This window comes from Burkholderia cepacia (assembly GCF_029962485.1).
Taxonomy (GTDB): Bacteria; Pseudomonadota; Gammaproteobacteria; order Burkholderiales; family Burkholderiaceae; genus Burkholderia.
Window position 1 is genome coordinate 1,883,748 of sequence record NZ_CP073637.1, and the last position, 20,233, is coordinate 1,903,980.

The following is a 20,233-nucleotide window of genomic DNA, read 5'->3' on the forward strand; positions in this document are numbered from 1 at the left end:
CCGTGCCGAGGCTCAATGCCCGGCGCTCTGGCCGCCGTCGACGTGCAGGATCTCGCCCGTCACGAACGGCGCCGAATCCAGATAGAGGATCGCGTCGACGATGTCGCTCATCTCGCCCATGCGGCCAACCGGGTGCAGCGACGCGAGCGTCGCATGCGTATCGGGCGCATGCATCGGCGACTTGATGACGCCGGGCGACACAGCGTTCACGCGGATCCCGGCCTTCGCATACTCGATCGCGAGCGACTTCGTCGCCGCGTTCAACCCGCCCTTCGTCAGCGACGCGAGCACCGACGGCACGTTGCTGTTCGCGTGATCGACGAGGCTCGTCGTGATGCTGACCACATGCCCGCCGCCATGCTTCTGCATCGCTTCGATCGCGCGCTGCGTGACGTGAAAGAAACCGTTCAGGTTGACGTGCGTGATCTGCGCGTAGTCGTCCGCAGTGTATTGCGTGAACGGCTTCGCGATGAACACGCCCGCGTTGTTGACGAGCGTGTCGACGCGGCCGAAACGTTCGATTGCTGCGTCGACGACGCGGCGTGCGACTGCCGGATCGCCGATATCGCCCGCGACGGTGACGAGATCGGGGGCGCTCGACGGGCCGATCGAACGGGACGTCGCGACGACGCGATGGCCGCGTGCACGGAATGCGTTGACCGTCTCCGCACCGATGCCTTGCGACGCGCCGGTGACGATGATGACTCTGGATGTGCTCATGATGTACCTCGACAGGTGAATGGTGTTCGGCTTCAGTGCCGACCGGATCGATGAATCCGATGGGCAAACTGTAGGCGTGCCGGTCACGATTTCGAACACCCACCGTGGTGCAACAGTCTTGCGTCACAGGAACAAATGTGGGGGAGGCCGGTTGCCGCGCCGGCATCGGTGCTGCCGCCACGGCGCCTGCGGCGCGGCAAATCGGCATGGGCCCTCGACGCCGCGCTCAAGCGCCCCGATGCGATGCGGGAGAACGTCGAAACGTGGCGCGACCGCGGCGAAGGGGCCGGTTTTCCGATGGCTAGGCGCTCCGGTTTGTCTGCCACGAAACGCGTAGTTGGATAAAACGATGCGCCTATCCGGATAACTTTTCTTATCACAACAGTGCGATTAAAAATCCAAACCCGTCGTTTCAAAAACGCGCCTGACATCGAACATGTGGTCGACTCGAAGGGCAGGGAAGCAAACGCATGCCGTCAATCCGGCGAATCCTTCGAGCGTCGAGAAAAAATGCCACCAGCCGTGACCGTCACCGCCATACGTCTCCGGCACGATCATGTCCCACGGTCCTTCGTGCCCGAGCCGCGTCGCGTCCTGTTCCTGCGCCCAGTCAAAGGGCATCTGTCATGTCTCCGGTCGAAGCGGCGCGGCCTGCGACGGCGCGCCAGCGATACCGACAAGGTCACGGGGGCACGGACAGCGCAGATACTGGCAGTCGTGGTAGTTGCCGCGCAGCGTTCGCGGGCAGGCAGCGCAGCGCGCATGCACCGGTGCGGCCAGCCGGTTTTGCTATATTGCTGCGAACAAGCCGCCTGGTTGTTTCGGCACGCAGCAACACCGTCATGCCTCGGTGTTGCGTCTGACTGCTACCCGTTCCCGAGATGTGGCCATGGATTACATCGAAAGCATGCGGATTTTCCGGACGGTGGTCGAACTGAAGAGTTTCGCCCGCGCGGCCGATCATCACGGCATGGCCCCGCCGGCGGTCTCGCGAACGATCGCGGCGCTCGAACAGCGGATGGGTTGCCGGTTGCTGAACCGGACGACCCGCCGGATCTCGCTCACGGAGGCGGCGGAGCGGTTCTACGAAAGCTGCGTGCGCATTCTCGAAGAGGTCGATACCGTCGAGGCGGAGGTCGGGAACCAGTCGCGCGAGGCACAGGGCGTGTTGCGCCTCGTCGCGCACGCGACCGCGACGATCCAGCGGCTCGTCCCGCTGATTGCCGGCTTCAAGCGCGCCCATCCGAAGGTCACGCTCGACGTCACGCTGACGGAGCGGCCGGTCGACCTGGTCGGGGAAGGGTACGACCTGGGCATCGTCGTTCCCTTCATGCTGATGAGCGAGACGACCGTCGTGCGCGTGCTCGACCGGATTCCGGTGGTCCTCGTGGCGACGCCCGACTACCTGAAGGCCGCATCGACACCCACGCATCCGTCAGAGCTGGCCGCGCATCACTTCGTCCCGTTGTCGCCGTCGATCCGCCGTCCCGATCTCCGTTTCCGCGTCGACGGGCAGGAACTCGCGATCGCGCTGAGCTTCGGCGTGTCGTCCAACAGTCCCGCGTTCAACCGCGAGCTGGTGCTGCAAGGGCTCGGCATCGGCATCACGCCGCGGGCGCTGGTCGAAAAAGACCTCGCTTCCGGAACGCTGCTGCGGCTGCTCGCCGATTTCCCGCTGGTCGACGAGAGCATCGAGCTGCAACTCGCTTACAGCAACCGGACGCTGCTGCCCGCCAAGGTGCGCGCCTTCATCGACTACGCGGTCGATTTCTTCGAGGCATCGAGAACCCGCTAAGCCGCGATCCGCGCGCCATTCCTGCACGCAGCGACAACAATCTGATAACTCGCGCGCCATCGTTCTCCGGCAGGCCGGCCACTAAGCTGTGCGCATGCACTCGATCGACCTCCTTGACGACGACTGTTTCGCGCTCCGCCAGGCTTCGCGGCATATCTCGAAGCTCTACGAGCACCATCTGTCCGCCGTCGGCATCACGCCCACGCAGTTCAGCATCCTGGGCATGCTCGCCGTCAGCGCGGGCCTGACCATGGTCGAACTCGCAAAAGCGATGGTGATGGACCGAACGACGCTGGTCCGCGCACTGAAGCCGTTGCTGCGACGCGGCCTGGTGGCGGCGCCCGCGCAAGGGCAACGCCGTCGCCGGCTCCAGGTCGTATTGACCGCGCAGGGCACGAAGAAGCTCGATGAAGCGACCGTCCACTGGGCAGCCGCACAGGCCAGCTTCGAACGCGATTTCGGTGCGCAACAGGCCGCTCACCTGCGCCGCGAACTGTTTCGCATGACGCTCGACACGTCCGACAGTTAGCAACCCCGGTAACTCATTCATGCCATTCCGGACATTGATGCGCGACACCTGGCTGGCTAACGTGTGCATATGCACTAATTAATCGTTCGACGACTGGATGACTCAAGGGAACCATGGAAATGAACACGACGACTTCTCACTCGCCCTCCCGGCCGCAGTCGGGCATTCGTAAGGGATGGATCACCGCCGCGGCGCTGCTCGCGTTCAGCCTGGCCGGCTGCGTGAACTTTGCCGGCATCCACAGCGACAAGCAGATGGCGGCCCCGACGAAGTTCGAATCGCAACAGAGCCTGCCGGCCGAAGGCGGCAAGTGGCCCGCGATGAGCTGGGCCGACCAGTTCGGCGATCCGCAGCTGCCGGCGCTGATCGACGAAGCGTTGCGCGGCAACCCGACGATCGACCAGGCGCGCGCGCGGATCGAGAAGGCGTCGGCCTACATCGGCACGGCCAGGTCCGCGCTTTATCCGAATGCCAACGGCAGCTATACGTGGACCCGCCAGCGCTACACCGCGAACGGCATCGTGCCGCCGCCGTACGGCGGCTCGTGGCAGAGCGAGAACAGCCTGCTGGCCAGCGTGTCGTGGGATCTCGACCTGTGGGGCAAGAACCGCGAGCGGCTGCGCCAGGCCGTTTCGTCGGAGAAGGTGGCGGACGCCGAAGCCGAGGAGGTGCGCATCACGCTCGCCGCGTCGGTCGCGAGCACCTACAACCAGCTCGCGCTGCTTTATGCACTGCGCGACATCCAGGTTCGCGAAGTCGCCAACCGCGAGACGATCGCGCACCTCACGGAAGGGCGCGTCAATGCCGGACTCGACAGCAACGTCGAGCGGCAGACCGCCTACGGCGAAACCGCGACGAGCCGCTCCAGCGTCAGCGATCTCGACGGCCAGATCAAGACCGTGCGTTACCAGCTGGGCGCGCTGCTCGGCGCCGGCCCCGATCGCGGCCTCGCGATCGCCGAGCCGTCGCTGCACGGCGGCGACGTCGTCGCGCTGCCCGACAACCTGCCGGCCGACCTGCTGTCGCGCCGGCCCGACATCGTCGCGGCTTACTGGAAGGTCGATGCGGCCGTTCACGACGTGAAGGAAGCGAAGGCCGAGTTCTATCCCGACGTCAACCTGTCGCTGGCGGCCGGGCTCGACGCGTTCGGCTGGGGACGCTTCCTGACGGCCGGCAGCCGGCAGCTCCAGGCCGCGCCGGCGATTCACCTGCCGATCTTCGACGCCGGTGCATTGCGTTCGCAATTGAAGGATCGCTATGCGGACTTCGACTACGACGTCGCGACCTACAACCAGACGCTGATCGGCGCGCTGTCCGACGTCGCCACGCAAGTCACGCAGATCCGCTCGACCGATCTTCAACTGGTCGATGCGCGCAAGGCGCTGGAGGCGCAAACCACTGCCTATCAGCTGGCCGTCGTCCGCTACCGCTCGGGGCTCAACCCGCAACTGCAGGTGCTCAACGCGGACGACAACCGGCTCGCGGCCGAGACGGCCGTCGTCAATCTCGAGATGGGCCGCCGCAGCCAGCAGATCGCACTGATCAAGGCGCTCGGCGGCGGTTTCGATGCGTCGCAGGCCGGCCTCGCCGCGACCGCCGACACGCCGATTCCCGCGCCGTCCCGGCCGGCCGCGACGAACTGATCGATTGCCTGCGCACAGGTAGCGCGTACCGAACGAACACCCCCGATTTCACCTTTGACTGGAGCCACTCATGAACACCCCCGATTCTCAGCCGACCGACGAGACACCGAAGACCCCGGGCAAGCGCAAGGCGCTGCTCGCGCTGGTCGCCGCATCCCTCGGCATTGCCGGCGTCGCGTACGGTGCGTACTACTTCCTCGAAGCGCGCTATCACGTCGAAACCGATGACGCGTACGTCAACGGCAACGTCGTGCAGATCACGCCGCAGGTGTCGGGCACGGTCATCGCGGTGAACGCGGACAACACGCAGATCGTGAAGGCCGGCGAGCCGCTCGTGCAGATCGATCCCGCGGACGCGAAGATCGCGCTGCAGCAGGCCGAAGCCGATCTCGGCCAGACCGTGCGCAGGGTGCACGGGCTCTATGTCGACGACGACAAGTACCGCGCGACCATCGCGGAGCGGCAGTCCGATCTCGCGAAAGCGCAGGACGACCTGCGGCGGCGCCAGTCGACCGGCATGACGGGCGCCGTGTCGGAGGAGGACATCTCGCATGCGAAGGACGCGGTCCGGTCGGCGCAGGCCGCGCTCGATGCCGCGAAGCAGCAGCTCGGCTCGAATCGCGCACTGACGGCGAACACGACCGTCGACCAGCATCCGGACGTGATGGTGAGCGCCGCGCACGTGCGCGACGCGTATCTGGCGTATTCGCGAACGACGCTGCCGGCGCCCGTGACCGGCTACATCGCGCAGCGCTCGGTGCAGGTCGGCCAGCGCGTGTCGCCAGGGGCCGCACTGATGTCGGTCGTGCCGCTGAACCAGGTGTGGGTCGATGCGAACTTCAAGGAATGGCAGCTGCGTCACATCCGCATCGGCCAGCCGGTCGAGCTGACGGCCGACGTCTACGGGTCGGCGGCCGTCTACCACGGCAAGGTGGCCGGATTCACGCCGGGTACCGGATCGGCGCTCTCGCTGCTGCCGGCGCAAAACGCGACGGGCAACTGGATCAAGGTCGTGCAGCGGCTGCCGGTGCGGATCGAGATTCCGCCCGAGGAACTGGAAAGGCATCCGTTGCGCGTGGGGCTGTCGATGACGGTCGACGTGAACGTGAAGGATCACGGCAGCGCCGGCCCGCAAGCCGATCCGCCATCGACCTACAAGACCGACGTGTTCGCGAAATACGGCGACAAGGCCGATGCCGCGATCGCCGACATCATCGCCGCCAACAAGTGATTTCCCGTCACCCGGCGCACACGTCGCCGGGCCGCGCCTAACCGGATGATCAACATGACCGCCAACCAATCGAATCCTCCTCCGCTGACGGGGCTGACACTCGCACTGGGCTCGCTGAGCGTGGGCCTCGCGGGTTTCATGACCGTTCTCGATTCCTCGATCGCGAACGTCGCGATCCCCACCATCTCGGGCAACCTCGGCGTATCGGTCGACGAGGGCACCTGGGTCATCACCGTGTTTGCCGCGGCGAATTCCGTCGCGATCCCGCTGACCGGCTGGCTGACGCAGCGGCTCGGGCAGGTCCGGCTGTTCGTCGGCTCGATCCTGCTGTTCGTGCTCGCGTCGTGGCTGTGCGGCGTCGCGCCGTCGCTGCCGTTCCTGCTGGGCGCGCGCGTGCTGCAGGGCCTCGTGGCCGGGCCGCTGATCCCGATGTCGCAGGCGCTCCTGCTCAGTTCGTGGCCGAAGGCGAAATCGTCGCTCGCGCTATCGTTGTTCTCGATGATCGTCGTGACGGGGCCGATCGTCGGGCCGTCGCTCGGCGGCTGGGTCACCGATAGCTACGCGTGGTCGTGGATCTTCTACATCAACATCCCGGTCGGACTGTTCGCCGCCACGATGGTCTGGTTCCTGTACCGCAAACGCGATACGCCCACGCGGAAACTGCCGATCGATTTCGTCGGCCTGACATTGCTGATCGTCTGGGTCGCGTCGCTCCAGATCATGCTCGACAAGGGCAAGGATCTCGACTGGTTCTCGTCGAACACGATCGTCATCCTGACCATCGTCGCCGTCGTGGGCCTCGTGTTGTTCGTCATCTGGGAGCTGACCGACAAGAATCCGGTGGTCGACCTGACGCTGTTCAAGCAGCGCAACTTCCTCGGCGGCACGATCTCGATCGCGATTGCGTACGGGATCTTCTTCGGGACGCTCGTGCTGCTGCCGCAATGGATGCAGGAGTATCTCGGCTACCGGGCCGTCGACTCGGGGCTCGCGACGGCGCCGCTCGGCATCTTCGCGGTGATCGGCGCGCCGATCATGGGCAAGATCCTGCCGCGCTCGGATGCGCGCATCATCGGCACGCTTGCGTTCGTCGGCTTCGCGCTCGTCTACTACATGCGCACGTTCTTCTTCACCGACATCAGCGAGGGCTACATCATCCTGCCGACGCTGCTGCAGGGCATCCCGATGGCGCTGTTCTTCGCGCCGCTGACCGTGATCATCCTGTCGGGCCAGCCGCCCGAGAAAGTACCGGCCGCGGCAGGCCTGTCGACCTTCGCACGGATGTTCTTCGGCGGCATCGGCACGTCGCTCGCGGGCGTCGTGTGGAACAACCGGACGATCATGCACCACGAGATCCTGACGCAGCAGGCAAGCCCGACCAACCCGCTCTTCAATGCGCAGATGGACAGCTACCATTCGCTGCTCGGCCTCGGCCAGGGCTCGTCGTATGCGTTGTTCGATCGCGTCGTGCAGTCGCAATCGGCGATGCTCGGGTTGAACGACGTGTTCTACGGCGCGGCGATCGTGATGATCATCATCATTCCGCTTATCTGGATCACCAAGCCGGGCAAGGCAGGGGGCGCGAGCGACGCGGCCGCCGCCGCGCATTGATCGAACACCGGAACGCAGGGAAGGCCGCGCCCGTATCGGGGCGCGGCCTTTTTTTCGTCCGACCTCATCGGAGGCGGTATCGCATGCGGCGCCGGTTCAGCGGATGACCGGCGGTCGCTCGACCTCGCTGTCGATCAATCGTCGTGCCGCATCGACCAGTTCGGCCTTCAGGCCGGCGACGCCGAAGGTCAGCGCCGACGCATACGCCCCCTCCATCAGCAGCGACAGCTGGTTGCCCAGCCGAACCGGGTCGTCGACCGCCAGCGCGCGGCACAGGGTGTGCAGGCGCGCGCGGACCTCCGCCTTGTTGGCGCACGCGATGACCGTGCCGGGATGGTCGCGATCGGGGAACTCCGTCGCGAGATTGACGAACGGACAGCCGCGAAACCGGGGCGTCGAGAGCAGGTCCGCGATGCCGTCGAACAATGCGTCGAGCTGCCTGCGCGGCGCACCGGCATGCGCGTCAACGATCGCGTCCCACCACGCCCAGAAGCGGCGGTTCTGCTCGTCCGCGAAGGCCGCGATCAGTTCGTCCTTCGACGCGAACGTCCGGTAGAGCGACGACTTCGATACGCCAGAGCGTTCGAGCACGGCATCGATGCCGATCGCGCGGATGCCATGTTGATAGAACAGCTCGATCGCGGTCTCGACCAGTCGTTCACGCGCGGAAGGCTCGCCGCGCTTCGGCGCGCCCCGTTTGGTGGTCGTGGTCGTTGTCGTCTTGCTCACCGGTGCCTCCGCGCAATCGTGATTGACAAAAGTACACCAAGCGCCCATTCTTCGTAAAGGTACAGATCGGTACCTTTATAGGTCGACGCATGTCGCGTGCCCGGCCTCGGCCGTCACTCACAGGAGCAGTGCAATGACGACATCAGGGAAAACGGCAGCAAACAAGGCGCTGGTTCTCGAGGCGATCACGGGCGTTTTCATCCACCGCGATCCCGCGGTGTTGGATCGGCTGTTCAGCGACGATTACCGGCAGCACAATCCGCAGATTCCGAACGGCACGGCGGCGATCAAGGCGCTGCTGGGCAACCTGCCGGCCGATTTCAGGTACGAGCCGGGGCTCGTCGTGGCGGAGGGCGACTATGTCAGCATCCACGGCCGCTACTTCGGCTGGGGTCCGGAACCGATGGTCGCCGTCGACATCTTTCGCGTGGAGAACGGCAAGGTCGCCGAACACTGGGACGTCATGCAGCAGGAAGTGCCCGCGGCGCAAAGCGCGAACGGCAACAGCATGCTCACGTCGGCGCAGGAGTAGAGGCCGGCATTGCGACGTGCCCGACGCGCGATCATGCAATCGCGTCGGGCGCGTGGAACGTCAGGGAAGAGCAGGGCGGTCGCCCGGCGCCGGTTCGGCGTGGAAATCGATGCTGCGGATGTCGATGGAAACCAGGAGCGGCTCGTCGATCTTCTGCGTCGCATCGTCGTACGCAAAGACGCGGCGCGACATCGGCACCATCACGCCGTGCACGTTGCGGTAGTCCGATGCATAGTTCGCGCCGCGTGCGCCGCCCATCACATCGACCGTGTAATCGTGGCGGCGCAGCAGCCCGTCTTCGCCGAAGTAGGACACCTGCTCGCGACTGTGGCTGGCAATCGTATCCGGGAACGTGACTTTCAGGCGCCGCCAGGTTTCGCCGTTCTCGTGCCAGTCGGACAGTTCTTCCGTCCGAAAACCCGGACGGGCGTAGAGAAACGGAATGGTCAGATAGGTCCAGAGCGCGTAACCGGTGAAGTACAGCGCATGCAGGCGATCCCAGCGGGTCTGCTGCGTATGGCCTTGGTAGGCGCTGCGCGGCGTGCGCCTTTCTTCGGGTGCCGCGCCGTTCGCGGCGTCGATCGCGACGACGTCCGGCTCGAACGTGCCGCGCCAGCCGCCGGCCCGCGACGCGATCTCGACCCGTTGGCGCCGCAGGTCGGCGGCCAGCTCGATCCCGTGGAACAGTCCCGGCTGGTCCTTCAGGTGCCAGACGGCGCCCCCGATATCGAGCGCCGCCGTCACCGTGCGGAACCTGTTCCAGTTGTCGATCCCGCCGTGGGCGTCGATTGCCTGTTCGAGCAACGTACTCATTGCATCCTCCGTGTGTCGGGCGGCCTGACGCGCGCGAATCAGCGCTCGTCGCCGAAGCGGTCGCCGAACATCGGATGGCCGCCGGCGGATTCGCTGCGTGCCGCCTCGTTCTGCAGCACGTCCCAGTGTTCGACCAGTTTCCCGTTCTCGATGCGCAGGATATCCAGCGCGATCAGCGCGACCGGCGACGCCGAATGGCTGTAGCGGCTGTGGATCCAGACGAAGTCGCCGTTGGCCGCGACCATGTCGTACTCGAAACGCAGGTCGGGCATCGAATCGACGAGGCCGAACAGGCCGTCGCGGCCGGCCGGTACGTGCTGGCTGTGCTGGACATACGAATCGGACCAGAACTGCGCGGCCTTCTCGTAATCCTTCCGGTTGAACAACGTGTCGAGCGCGTCGAGCACGAGCGCGACGTTCTTTTCTTCAAGTTCCTTCGACATGATTCGGACTCCGATGAGTTAAGGTGTCGTTTCGTTCGATCCGGTACGACACAACAGGGTGAATGGACAATCGTTCTCAGTGCATCTGCTTGCGCCGCGACTGCATGGCGCGGTCTGTCGTCATGCGACGGGAATCGGGTTATCGGCGATGAACTGGTTGAACTGCTCGACGAACGCGTGTTCGTTTGGCCCCGCGTTGTCGCGCAACGGCTTGCCGGCCTCGACCACCACTTCGGTCGTCGCGGTTTCAAGCAGTGTCAGCGTCTCGGCGATGAACGCGTCGACCGGCATCGCGCGCGGGTCGCCGCTCTTGTGCACGAGATCGGTGTCGACCCACGGCGGCGCGATCTCGAGCACACGCACGCTGGTGTTGCGCAGCGCGAAACGCTGCGACAGCGTGTACGAGTGGATCGCAGCCTTCGTCGCCGAGTAGAGCGCCGTCGCGGCGAGCGGCACGTACGCGAGCACCGAGCTGTTGTTGATGATCGTTGCGTCGGGCTGCCGCTTCAGGTGCTCGACGAACGCCGCGCTCACGCGCACCGGGCCGAGCAGGTTCGTGGTGACGAGCTGGACGGCCTGTTCGTCGTTGAGCGGCCCGGCCGCGTCGTCGAACGGCATGATGCCCGCATTGTTGATCACGACGTTCAGCGCCGGATAGCGTTCGATCAGTTGCGCGGCAACGGCGCGGATCTGCGCGGCGTCGCCGATATCGAGCTCGACCGTGTCGATGCCGGGGTTCTGCTTCGCGATTTCATCGAGCAGCGCCTTGCGGCGGCCGGCGACGATCACCTGGTTGCCGCGCCGGTGCAAGGCTTCCGCCAGCGTACGGCCGATACCCGACGTGCCGCCGGTGATGAAGATGGTGTTTCCGCTGAGTTTCATGATGCATGCTCCTGGGTGAGTGAAATGTGTCGACAAGACATTCGCGGCCGTCAACTGCCCGCGAGGTGGCGCTGGAGAAAACCGCTAACCGCGCGCAGCGTCGGCGCATGCGTCGCGATGCCGGCGCGCGTCGTACCGGCATAACGCGCGCATTCGGTCGGGACGCCCGCGGCAATCAGCGACGCGGCGTAATGTTCGGCTTCGAGATGCAACGGGTCGTGCTCGACCGTGGCGATGAACGTGGCCGGCAGACGGGCGAGGCGGCACGATTCGAGCGGCGCGGCATACGGATGCACGCGCTGCGACAGCGACGGCAGATACGCGCGATAGCTAGCCGCCAGCGTGTCGATGGCCGGCACTACGTCGGTCGTGTAGCGGCCGACACGCGTCATGCTCGGATCGAGCAGCGGCGCGATCAGCACCTGCGCACGGATACCGGTGTCGCCGCGGTCGCGCGCAATCGCGGCAACGCCTGCGGCGATATTCCCGCCGGCGTCGTGGCCGGCCACGGCCATTTGCCGCTTGTCCGCACGCATCGCACGGGCTTCCGCTTGCGCCCACCGCAGTGCCCGGTGCGCGTCTTCCACCGCGCTCGGGAACGGCAAGGCCGGCGCGAGCGAGTAGCCGACGGACAGCACCCATGCGCGCACCTGCAACGCGAGCGCTTCGCAGACGGCGTCGGTGTCGTCGAGCGAGCCGCCGGTGAACAGGCCACCATGGAAATAGAGGACGATCGACAGCGGGTGTTTTTGCGTCGGCGGCCGGAAGCTGCGCACGTCGATCGGCTGGCGATGGCCGTCGATACGGGCGTCTTCGACCTGCAAACCGGAAAGGGAAACGGTAGACATACCAGTCAACGCGGCTGCGTTCTCGTTTGCTTGAACAATGAACGCATTCTGGTTGTTACCGCGAAGCTGATAAATCTCGCGCTTGCCGCAACAGTGTTCTCTTCCTGAGAACAATGTGGCGGCCGTTGCCGGCGGGGCCGGCCTACGCTAGCGGCACGTCCTCGTCGCCGTCCGCGTCGATCTCGTCACCGTCCGGCGCATCGATGCTGGTTGGGCCGCAGCGGGCATCCGTTTCCGGCGTGCTGGACAGCCGCGGATCGTGGCGGAACAGCTCGGCGATCCAGTCGACGAACGCGCGCACGGTGGCGGACAGGTGGCGATTGTGCGGATAGACCGCCGAGATGGGCAGCGGCGGCGGCTTCCATTGCGACAGGATCTCGACCAGCGCCCCCGCTTCGAGGTGCGGCAGCGCGAGGAAGCGCGCGCCCTGGACGATGCCGAGCCCCTTCAGCGCGCCGCTCAGATAAGCCTCCGCATCGTTCACGGCGATCGAGCCGCGCATCTTCACTTCGACCGCGCGGCCGTCGACGTCGAACGTGAGCGGCATGATCCGCCCCGTGCGCCCCCAGTAGTAATTCACGGTCCGGTGATCGGCGAGTTCCTCGAGCGTGCGCGGCGTGCCGAACTGCTCGAGATAACCGGGGCTCGCGACCGTCACGCCCTGGTAGATGCCGACGCGTCGCGCCACGAGCGACGAATCCTGCAACGTGCCGATGCGCACCACGCAGTCGATGCCTTCCTGAACGAGGTCGAGCGGCTTGTCGCCGAGGCCGAGCATCAGGTCGATATCGGGGTAGCGTGCATGAAAGTCGTTCAGCGCGGGCATCACGATCACGCGCCCGAGCGCGCCGGGCATGTCCACGCGCAACCGTCCGCGCGGCGATCGGTCTTTGCCGAGGAACGAGTTTTCGATGTCGTCGAGATCCGCGAGCACGCGCACGCATCGCTCGTAATAGGCGGCGCCGTCCGCGGTCAGGTTCAGGCTGCGCGTGGTGCGCTGCAGCAGCCGCGCTTTCAGGTGGGCTTCGAGGCCCTGGACGATCACGGTCACGCGCCCGCGAGTCAGGTCCATCGTATCGGCTGCACGCGTAAAGCTTTTCGTTTCCACGACGCGCGCGAACACGCGCATGGCCAGCACGATATCCATTGTCCGGACCTTTCAGTACGACGCGTTGAACCGCTTGAAACCCGGAAGCGCCCGATACCCGCAGGCGGACGCACCCCGGGCCCTCAAGCCCAGCGCGCAGTCTAAACCGCGACGCGGCAGGCCGCCACACACGGTGGCCGCTTCGCAGCCGGCCCGATTCCGCGGTCGGCGCGCACCGGTCCGGTCGAGCGCGGACGAATGCCCTAAACTGGCTGCTCATCGCGTTGAAACACTGCCCGGGGAGCGTTCCGATGAAACTGGTAGGCCCGTGGTTGTCGGGGTACACGCGCCGCGTCGGCGTGACGTTGAATCTCCTGAACATTCCGTTCGAGCATCTGCCTTTTCACGCCTACCGCGAGCCGGAGCGCGTCGCGGCATTCAGCCCGATGAAGCGGGTGCCGGCGCTGCAACTGGACGACGGGCAGGTCCTGATCGACAGCGGCGCGATCGTCGACTACCTGGACAGCCTCGTCCCGGTCGAGCAGCGCCTGATGCCTGCCGGCGGCCCCGAGCGCGTGCGTGCGATGCAGCTCACGAGCTATGCCTCCGCGTGCTACGACAAGCTGGCACGTTATTGCGACGAACTGATGCTGCGCCCCGAGTCCCATCGACTGCCGCATCTGCAGGCCGGCTATGTGGCGCAGATGCAGGCCGGATTCGGCATGCTGAACGAGGCTTGCGGCGAACCGTGGATGCTCGGGGAGCGTATTTCGCAAGCCGACGTCATGTCCGTCATCGCGTTTCAGAGTGCAGCGACGGTCGTGCCGCAGGCGGTCAACGGCGACGCATTCCCGCAACTGGCGCGCGTCGCGCAGCATGCGATGCAGTCGGCGGCGTTCGCCTCGACGGTGCCCGACCCCGGCGATCTGCAGGCGTCGGGGTTGTCCGGTGCGAACAGCGGGGCATAGCGGCCACTTCCGCGTTGCCGCGCCATTGTTTCCGCGCGGCCAACTGTGAAGTCGTCCGCCATGTATTTATCGGGCAGGCGACCGTTCCGATAATCGAAGCCATACGGTCAGGTCAGGGCAGGGCGCGCGGCGATCCGGTCGCGACACGCCGGGCTCGCGGTTCACGGCGGAGGCGATGATGGAAACGATGGCGCTCGAACAGGCTGTGCACGGCAGCACCGAACCGGACGAACCGGCGCTCGGCATCCGGCGCATCTGGGCCGCGAAGGACGGCACGCCGATCCTCCTGCGTGCGATCGAGCACGGCGATCTCGACATCGAACGCGAGCTGGTCGAGCGGCTGTCGAGCCACAGCCGCTACATGCGGCTGATGTCGGCACGCAAGCCGACCGAAGACGAGATGATCCGATGGACCCGCATCGACCGCCGGCGGGAAGGCGCGGTGATCGCGACGATCTGGGCCGGCGGCCGCGAGCGGCTGATCGGCGTTGCGCGCTATGCGATGGACGAAGGCGAAACCGATGTCGTCGAGTGCGCGATCGTGATCGACGACGTGTGGCAGCAGCAAGGGCTCGGCCGTGTGCTGTTGTCGCGCCTGATCGAACTGGCGCGACGCTCGGGCATGCGGCAGATGGTCGGCACGATGTTGACCGAAAACGATGCGATGAAGGGCCTCGCGCGTTCCATCGGGTTCACGCTATCCCACCAGCCGGGGAGCGCATTCGTGACGGATCTGCGGCTCGACCTGGCTACCCGTCGGGGCGCTTGAAGGAGGGCGCTTGCGGGCATCCGGCCGCCGCCACACGCGGCGAATTACGCGGATTCCCCCGCTCTCGCCGGATCGTAGAACAACGCGAAGAGTTCGGACTGCGACCCGACACCGAGCTTTGCGTAGATATGTTTTTTATGCGCACGCACGGTCTCGAACGAGATCGACAGCTTCTCGCCGATCGCGCGCGTCGAGAACCCGCTCAACGACAGCATCGCCACTTCGATTTCGCGCGTCGTCAACGCGCCGCGTCCGTTCTTGCCGGTCAGCATGCCGAAACGCGCGTGCGGATCGGGGGCGTCGCTCTCCGTTGCGCGCGGCGCCTCCTTCACGGCGAACGTCTCGAAGCGCAGGCGCTGCTGCATCAACGACAGCACCCACGGCGTGTACAGCGTGAGCAAGGCCATCTCGCGGTCGTCGTACTTGCTCGTCTTGCCGAGTGAAAAACCCAGCGTGTGATCGCGATCGATCACGACGTTGAAATGCACTTCGTCGCCGACGATGTTCTTCTTGAAGTAGCGCTGGTAGTACTCGGTCATCCGGAAGTTGTCCGGCGCGACGTCGGCGAGCGTGTAGAAGCCCGACGCCTGCGTTTCGAACGCGGCGAGATAGAACGGATCGAGCTGGTAGAGCGCGGCCAGATAGTCCTGGAACATCAGGTCGACCTTGCCGTCCGGCATCGCCTGTTCGGCGAGCACGAGCGGCGCGGCATCGCGTGCGAAACGCAGCGCGACCCAGTTGTCGAAATCGAGGTGCCGTTCGAGCACGCGCGTGAGGCGCGCCCAGAAATGCGGGCCATCGAGGGCGTCGATGGCCGAACCGATCTCCCGATGAAAAGCGAGATCTCGCCATTCGAGGTCCATCGTGTCCTCCGGTGAGGGTAACCCTGGCGGGGAATTTCAGGTCAAAAATAATAACCCGATAATCGGCCTCACTTCGAAAGGCAGTGGCAGACGCTGCCGTTTCGCTCGACGAAGCGTCGTAGGCGCAATGCAATGGCTACGACACGCAGATGAAAGGTTACTGGAAGGAGCAGGTTTCATGCAGGTAGAACTCGCGCAACTCGCGCTGGTCGACGGCGACGTCGCCCACAACACGCGCAAGGCGCTCGACACGATCGGCCGCGTCGATACGGCAGGCGGCACGAAGCTGGTCGTGTTCCCCGAAACGACGCTGTCGGGCTTCCCGACGCGGGACAACGTCGCCGACGTCGCGCAGACGCTCGACGGTCCCGCGTTGTCCGCGGTACGCGACGCCGCGCGCCAAAAAGGCGTCGCGGTCGCCGTCGGCCTCGCGGAGCGCGACGGCGGACAGTTCTATAACACCACGGTGCTCGTCGACGAGCAGGGCGACATCGTGCTGCGCTATCGCAAGACCCATCTGTGGGCGTCGGATGTCGGCGTATTCACGCCGGGCGACCGTTTCGCGACCTGCACGTGGAACGGCCTGACGGTGGGCCTGCTGATCTGCTACGACATCGAATTCCCTGAGACGGCGCGCGCGGTCGGTGCGCTCGACGCCGATCTGCTGATCGTCACCAACGGCAACATGGACCCGTTCGGCCCCGTGCATCGCCGCGCGATCGCGGCGCGTGCGATGGAGAACCAGATGTTCGCGCTGATGGTGAACCGGTGCGGCTCCGGCGACGACGACCTGACGTTCGCCGGCCAGTCCGCGCTGGTCGATCCGTTCGGCGAGAGCATGCTCGAACTCGGCCGGGACGAGGCAGTCGTGCAGGCGAGCCTCGACCTGACGCGTCTCGAAGCGAGCCGCGAACACTACAGCTATCTGCACGACGCACGCGTGACGCTCGGTCTCGCGCCCGTCGAACAGCCGAACGGACGTCGCGCGCTGATGATCGACGCGCGACGTCACCGCGCCGGGTAATCCGGCTTCACCCGCTTGTCCCTCTGCGGCATCGCGCGGGCGTCACGCCCGGCGCGTGCCTGCCCATTCCATTGAAATGCCGGTTACAGGCATGCGTATCGGCCCCAAGGGCCCAGGAGATAACATGCAAGCATCGTCCTCCCACGAACCCGCGCGCCTGAAGCGCACGCTCGGCCTGCCGTCCGTGCTGCTGTTCGGCCTCGCCTATATGGCGCCGCTGATCGTCTACGGTACCTACGGCGTGCTCGCCAAGGCGAGCGACGACACGGCCGCGCTCGCGTACCTGCTCGCGCTGGTCGCCATTGCGTTCACCGCGCTCAGCTACGGCAAGCTCGCGCGGCTCTATCCCGCCGCAGGTTCTGCTTATACGTACACGCGCAAGACGTTCAACCCGCACCTGGGCTTCATGATCGGCTGGGCGACGCTGCTCGATTATTTTTTCCTGCCGATGGTGATCTGGCTGATCGGCGCGGCCTATCTGAACGCGGCATTTCCGCATGTGCCGACGTGGATCTGGATCGTCGCGTTCATCGTGCTGACGAGCGGCCTGAACATCTTCGGCATCGAACTGGCCGCGCGCTTCAACATCGTGCTGATGATCGTGCAACTGGCGATCGTCGGGATGTTCGTCGTGCTGTGCTGGCACTACGCATCGGCGGCGGCGGGCGCGGGCGGTATCGCGATGGCTGAGCCGTTCTTCAAGCCGCACGTGCCGTTCGGCGCGACGATGGCCGGTGCCGCGATCGCCGCGTACTCCTACCTCGGCTTCGACGCGGTATCGACGCTCACCGAGGAAACGATCGATCCGAAAAAGAACATGCCGCGCGCGATCCTGCTGATTGCGCTGATCGGTGGCGCGATTTTCGTGATCGCCGCGTACACGATGCAGCTCGCGCACCCGGGCGTCGAGTTCAAGGACACGGATTCGGCCGCATTCGAAGTCGCGAAGATGATCGGCGGCGACCTGTTCGTGACGGTGTTCCTTGCCGGTTTGATCCTTGCGCAGTTCGCGTCGGGCATCTCCGCGCAGGCGAGCGTCGGCCGGCTGCTGTATGCGATGGGCCGCGATGAAATCCTGCCGAAGCGCATCTTCGGTTTCATTCACCCGCGCTTCAAGACGCCCGCGATCAATATCGCACTGGCCGGCATCGTCGGACTGATCGCATTGAAGCTGGATGTCGCCACGTCGACGTCGTTCATCAACTTCGGGGCGTTCCTGGCCTTTACGGCCGTCAATCTGTGCGTGATTCGCCTGTACCTGTCGGGCAATCACGGCGAACGCAGGATCGGCGTGTTCGGCGGCATCGTCTTTCCGGTGATCGGCGCGGTGGCCGATATCTGGTTGCTCGTCAGCCTCGAGAAGACCGCGCTCGTGCTCGGCGTCGTGTGGTTCGCGCTCGGGCTCGTGTATCTGTGCTGGATTACTCGGCTGTTTCGGCAGGCGCCGCCGGAAGTGGCGATCTGAGCAGGGCGAGGAGGGGGCCGACGCGGTAGTTTCCACCGGCCGTCGTCGGTCGAATGGGATCCGCATCGATCGGTCGGCGATTTTGCCGCGACGGTGATTCTCAAGCGGCGCCGGCAACTCAGCGGTTTCGAGGACGCCGGCGATCGTCATCCCCGCGCGCACGACGCTGCGTTACAAGGGCGAACCGTTAGCAAGCGGTGTCGGGTATATTCAGCAAGTGCTCCATCATCAAGGTAGCCATTCAATGGAATCACGACGCAAGGCAGTGGGCGTGGTCGCGCCTGCGGGTGTGCCCGATCCGGAAGGCATCGCGCGTGGCATTGCGCTCGTTGAAAGTTGGGGCTTCGAGGTCAGGGCGGGCGCGCATCTCGGCAGCCGGTACCGCTATTTCGCCGGTACCGCCGAGGAGCGCGCGGACGACCTGCGGCGCACCCTGATGGATCCGTCGATCGAGATCGTGTGGCTCGCGCGGGGGGGATTCGGTTGCGCGCATTTGCTTGAGCACTTGCCCGACGAGATCGCAACGCCAAAGACGATCATCGGCTTTTCCGACGCAACGTCACTGTTCTGCGCACTCGCGGATCGGCCCGGCGTGCGTTTGCTGCATGGCCCGACATTTCACAGTCTGGCGACCAAGGTCGACGACGCGACGCGCGCCGACATTCGCGCTGTGCTGACCGGCGACGAACGCGCCGCGCTGAGTCTGCGGCATTTATCCGGCGCCCCCGGTGCAGTGCGGGGACGTCTGTGCGGCGGCAACGTGACGGTACTCGCGAGCGTCGCGGGTACGCGCTGGTCGCTTCGCTCACGCGACGCGATCGTACTGCTGGAGGACGTGACGGAGTTCGGCTACCGGCTCGACCGCAGCCTGACGCAACTGCGTCTGAGCGGCGCGTTCGACGGGGCCCGTGCGTTCGTGCTCGGGCAATTCACGCGCTGCCCGATCCCGGACGGCGCGGATTTCACGCTCGAGCAGATGCTTGTCGACGTGCTGGGCGGCTTCGGCCTGCCGATCTACTCGGGTCTGCCGATCGGACATGAACACCGCAACATCACTTGGCAATACGGCAACCAGGCTGCCATCGAGAACAGCGCGATCCGGTTCGTCGCGTAGCGTCGAGTCTAGAAGGTGATCGACAGCACCCGGTCAGCCGTCATGCTGTCCAATCGATTGTTGCTGGGCTTCGCGCGCCGTTGTGACACGAGACCTTGCGGCCCGTGCTCACGCAATCGGCCGACCAGTCGCCGGATCTGCCGTGTCGTCAGTCGAGTCGCTCGGCCGCGCGCCACGGCTGAAGCTTGCCGTCCGCGACGTCCTGAATGACCTTGAATCGATCCAGTTCGCGCATCGTCATCGTGATCGTGATCCGTTCCGTCGCAGCCATCGCAGCCTCCGACGCTGGATTGCCAGCGGTCGGTCAGCTTACGATGGGTCGAAAAGCGGACATTTGAACTTAGCTACTACAATCTGTTTGGGTGATAATTATGATTATGTCAAATACAAGAGCTAGCAATTCCGATGTCTTCTCACGGCACGCTGCAGGAGCTTCTCGACCTCATCGACGGCCTGTCCGTCAGCGATATCGCGTGAAAGTTGCGCTGCTGCATTCGCACTGTCCGCAACTACATCGCCGGCCGTTCACCGATACCGTGGCACCGCATTGAATTGCTTCGCCTGCTCGCGTGCGAAGCGCTCGGCGGACCTAGCGTTAGCGGCGCAGCCGAGAGCGTCGAAGCCCCTGTGTCGCCAACATCGAACCCGATACCGCTGCGCGCGTGTTCGGGCGAAATGAAATTGTGCCGTTGCAGTCGCGGTGCCTGGAATTGAACGACTGGCTCGGCGAGGAAGTCGTGAGCTTCGATCCGTACGCCATTCCGCCGGCGCCGCCGGCAGCATAAACGCCGACCCTGGCGACGTTACGTGTGCGCCGCAGCGCGGGCACGCGGGCGCGAGCGTGTCGGTGCCGGCACCGGTGCCGCTTCTGCCGCCTGCACGGTCGGTGCAACGGTCAGGTGCAATCCCAACGCACCGACGACCTTCATGATCGTTGCAAACTCCGCATTCCCACCTTCCGACAGCGCACGGTAAAGCGCTTCGCGCTTTACGCCGGACTCGCGCGCCAGCGCGGTCATGCCGCGCGCTTTCGCGACATTCCCGAGCGCGGCCTGGATCAGCCGCGGATCGCCATCTTCGAAGGCTTGCGCCAGGTAGTGACGAATCGCCTCTTCGTCCTTCAGGTACTTCGAGCCGTCGAATTCCGCCAGTTCGCTGATTTTCATA

The 20,233-nt window shown here is 65.3% G+C and carries 21 protein-coding genes and 2 pseudogenes; 12 read left to right on the forward strand and 11 right to left on the reverse strand.

What is annotated here, in order from left to right; all coding sequences use genetic code 11:
- Nucleotides 1–12 precede the first annotated feature (12 nt).
- Together KEC55_RS08715 and KEC55_RS08720 are read right to left on the reverse strand one after the other, a co-directional pair.
- On the reverse strand, nt 13–720 hold the full coding sequence (locus KEC55_RS08715; protein WP_282505013.1) for an SDR family NAD(P)-dependent oxidoreductase: 708 nt from the start codon (nt 718–720) through the stop codon (nt 13–15).
- A 390-nt stretch (nt 721–1,110) separates the two neighbouring features.
- Nucleotides 1,111–1,341: a hypothetical protein gene (locus tag KEC55_RS08720; RefSeq protein WP_282505015.1), complete on the reverse strand. Its 231-nt coding sequence runs from the start codon at nt 1,339–1,341 to the stop codon at nt 1,111–1,113.
- 268 nt (nt 1,342–1,609) lie between these two features.
- Here KEC55_RS08720 and KEC55_RS08725 point away from each other — a divergent pair, with 268 nt between their 5' ends.
- The 5 genes from KEC55_RS08725 to KEC55_RS08745 all read left to right on the forward strand — a co-directional run bounded on the left by KEC55_RS08725 (nt 1,610) and on the right by KEC55_RS08745 (nt 7,529).
- Nucleotides 1,610–2,515, forward strand: coding sequence for a LysR family transcriptional regulator (locus KEC55_RS08725; protein ID WP_282507507.1), 906 nt, complete (start codon nt 1,610–1,612; stop codon nt 2,513–2,515).
- Nucleotides 2,516–2,609: 94 nt separating this feature from the next.
- Nucleotides 2,610–3,044 (forward strand): MarR family winged helix-turn-helix transcriptional regulator, encoded by a 435-nt coding sequence (locus KEC55_RS08730; RefSeq protein ID WP_282505017.1) that lies wholly within the window; start codon nt 2,610–2,612, stop codon nt 3,042–3,044.
- Between the two features lie 119 nt (nt 3,045–3,163).
- Nucleotides 3,164–4,687 (forward strand): efflux transporter outer membrane subunit, encoded by a 1,524-nt coding sequence (locus KEC55_RS08735; protein ID WP_282505019.1) that lies wholly within the window; start codon nt 3,164–3,166, stop codon nt 4,685–4,687.
- 70 nt (nt 4,688–4,757) lie between these two features.
- The gene (locus KEC55_RS08740; protein ID WP_282505021.1) at nt 4,758–5,918 is read left to right on the forward strand and encodes an HlyD family efflux transporter periplasmic adaptor subunit; all 1,161 of its coding nucleotides are present in this window, start codon (nt 4,758–4,760) and stop codon (nt 5,916–5,918) included.
- 54 nt (nt 5,919–5,972) lie between these two features.
- The gene (locus tag KEC55_RS08745; RefSeq protein ID WP_282505023.1) at nt 5,973–7,529 is read left to right on the forward strand and encodes a DHA2 family efflux MFS transporter permease subunit; all 1,557 of its coding nucleotides are present in this window, start codon (nt 5,973–5,975) and stop codon (nt 7,527–7,529) included.
- A 96-nt stretch (nt 7,530–7,625) separates the two neighbouring features.
- On the opposite strand, the gene KEC55_RS08750 is transcribed toward KEC55_RS08745, so the two are convergent.
- Nucleotides 7,626–8,258 carry a TetR/AcrR family transcriptional regulator gene (locus KEC55_RS08750; protein WP_282505025.1) on the reverse strand — a complete coding sequence of 211 codons (633 nt, stop codon included), beginning with the start codon at nt 8,256–8,258 and terminating at the stop codon, nt 7,626–7,628.
- Between the two features lie 133 nt (nt 8,259–8,391).
- Between KEC55_RS08750 and KEC55_RS08755 the strand changes: the two genes are divergently transcribed.
- On the forward strand, nt 8,392–8,790 hold the full coding sequence (locus KEC55_RS08755; RefSeq protein WP_282505026.1) for a nuclear transport factor 2 family protein: 399 nt from the start codon (nt 8,392–8,394) through the stop codon (nt 8,788–8,790).
- Between the two features lie 60 nt (nt 8,791–8,850).
- On the opposite strand, the gene KEC55_RS08760 is transcribed toward KEC55_RS08755, so the two are convergent.
- The 5 genes from KEC55_RS08760 to KEC55_RS08780 form a co-directional block, all read right to left on the reverse strand.
- On the reverse strand, nt 8,851–9,603 hold the full coding sequence (locus KEC55_RS08760; RefSeq protein ID WP_282505027.1) for a hypothetical protein: 753 nt from the start codon (nt 9,601–9,603) through the stop codon (nt 8,851–8,853).
- 38 nt (nt 9,604–9,641) lie between these two features.
- A complete protein-coding gene (locus KEC55_RS08765) occupies nt 9,642–10,046 on the reverse strand; it encodes a nuclear transport factor 2 family protein (protein ID WP_282505028.1) in 405 nt (134 codons plus the stop codon).
- 120 nt (nt 10,047–10,166) lie between these two features.
- Nucleotides 10,167–10,928 carry an SDR family oxidoreductase gene (locus KEC55_RS08770; protein WP_282505030.1) on the reverse strand — a complete coding sequence of 254 codons (762 nt, stop codon included), beginning with the start codon at nt 10,926–10,928 and terminating at the stop codon, nt 10,167–10,169.
- 50 nt (nt 10,929–10,978) lie between these two features.
- Nucleotides 10,979–11,776: an alpha/beta hydrolase gene (locus KEC55_RS08775; protein WP_282505031.1), complete on the reverse strand. Its 798-nt coding sequence runs from the start codon at nt 11,774–11,776 to the stop codon at nt 10,979–10,981.
- A 142-nt stretch (nt 11,777–11,918) separates the two neighbouring features.
- A complete protein-coding gene (locus tag KEC55_RS08780; RefSeq protein ID WP_282505032.1) occupies nt 11,919–12,923 on the reverse strand; it encodes a LysR family transcriptional regulator in 1,005 nt (334 codons plus the stop codon).
- Between the two features lie 251 nt (nt 12,924–13,174).
- Here KEC55_RS08780 and KEC55_RS08785 point away from each other — a divergent pair, with 251 nt between their 5' ends.
- Nucleotides 13,175–13,831: a glutathione S-transferase family protein gene (locus tag KEC55_RS08785; protein WP_282505033.1), complete on the forward strand. Its 657-nt coding sequence runs from the start codon at nt 13,175–13,177 to the stop codon at nt 13,829–13,831.
- 175 nt (nt 13,832–14,006) lie between these two features.
- On the forward strand, nt 14,007–14,600 hold the full coding sequence (locus tag KEC55_RS08790; RefSeq protein ID WP_282505034.1) for a GNAT family N-acetyltransferase: 594 nt from the start codon (nt 14,007–14,009) through the stop codon (nt 14,598–14,600).
- A gap of 44 nt (nt 14,601–14,644) precedes the next feature.
- Here KEC55_RS08790 and KEC55_RS08795 read toward each other — a convergent pair whose 3' ends face one another.
- Entirely contained in the window at nt 14,645–15,463 is an 819-nt protein-coding gene (locus tag KEC55_RS08795) for a response regulator transcription factor (RefSeq protein WP_282505036.1), read from the reverse strand.
- Between the two features lie 178 nt (nt 15,464–15,641).
- Between KEC55_RS08795 and KEC55_RS08800 the strand changes: the two genes are divergently transcribed.
- From KEC55_RS08800 to KEC55_RS08810, 3 genes are all read left to right on the forward strand, one after another.
- The gene (locus KEC55_RS08800) at nt 15,642–16,487 is read left to right on the forward strand and encodes a carbon-nitrogen hydrolase family protein (RefSeq protein ID WP_282505037.1); all 846 of its coding nucleotides are present in this window, start codon (nt 15,642–15,644) and stop codon (nt 16,485–16,487) included.
- A gap of 124 nt (nt 16,488–16,611) precedes the next feature.
- The gene (locus KEC55_RS08805) at nt 16,612–17,952 is read left to right on the forward strand and encodes an APC family permease (RefSeq protein ID WP_282505038.1); all 1,341 of its coding nucleotides are present in this window, start codon (nt 16,612–16,614) and stop codon (nt 17,950–17,952) included.
- Nucleotides 17,953–18,217: 265 nt separating this feature from the next.
- On the forward strand, nt 18,218–19,066 hold the full coding sequence (locus tag KEC55_RS08810; protein ID WP_318654661.1) for a S66 peptidase family protein: 849 nt from the start codon (nt 18,218–18,220) through the stop codon (nt 19,064–19,066).
- A gap of 17 nt (nt 19,067–19,083) precedes the next feature.
- Here KEC55_RS08810 and KEC55_RS08815 read toward each other — a convergent pair.
- Nucleotides 19,084–19,337, reverse strand: a pseudogene (locus KEC55_RS08815) (helix-turn-helix domain-containing protein); the annotation flags it as partial.
- A 373-nt stretch (nt 19,338–19,710) separates the two neighbouring features.
- Here KEC55_RS08815 and KEC55_RS35105 point away from each other — a divergent pair.
- A pseudogene (locus KEC55_RS35105) lies at nt 19,711–19,851 on the forward strand (phage portal protein); the annotation flags it as partial.
- A gap of 18 nt (nt 19,852–19,869) precedes the next feature.
- Here the strand turns inward: KEC55_RS35105 and KEC55_RS08820 are convergent.
- On the reverse strand, nt 19,870–20,232 hold the full coding sequence (locus KEC55_RS08820) for an addiction module antidote protein (RefSeq protein WP_282505040.1): 363 nt from the start codon (nt 20,230–20,232) through the stop codon (nt 19,870–19,872).
- Nucleotide 20,233 lies beyond the last annotated feature (1 nt).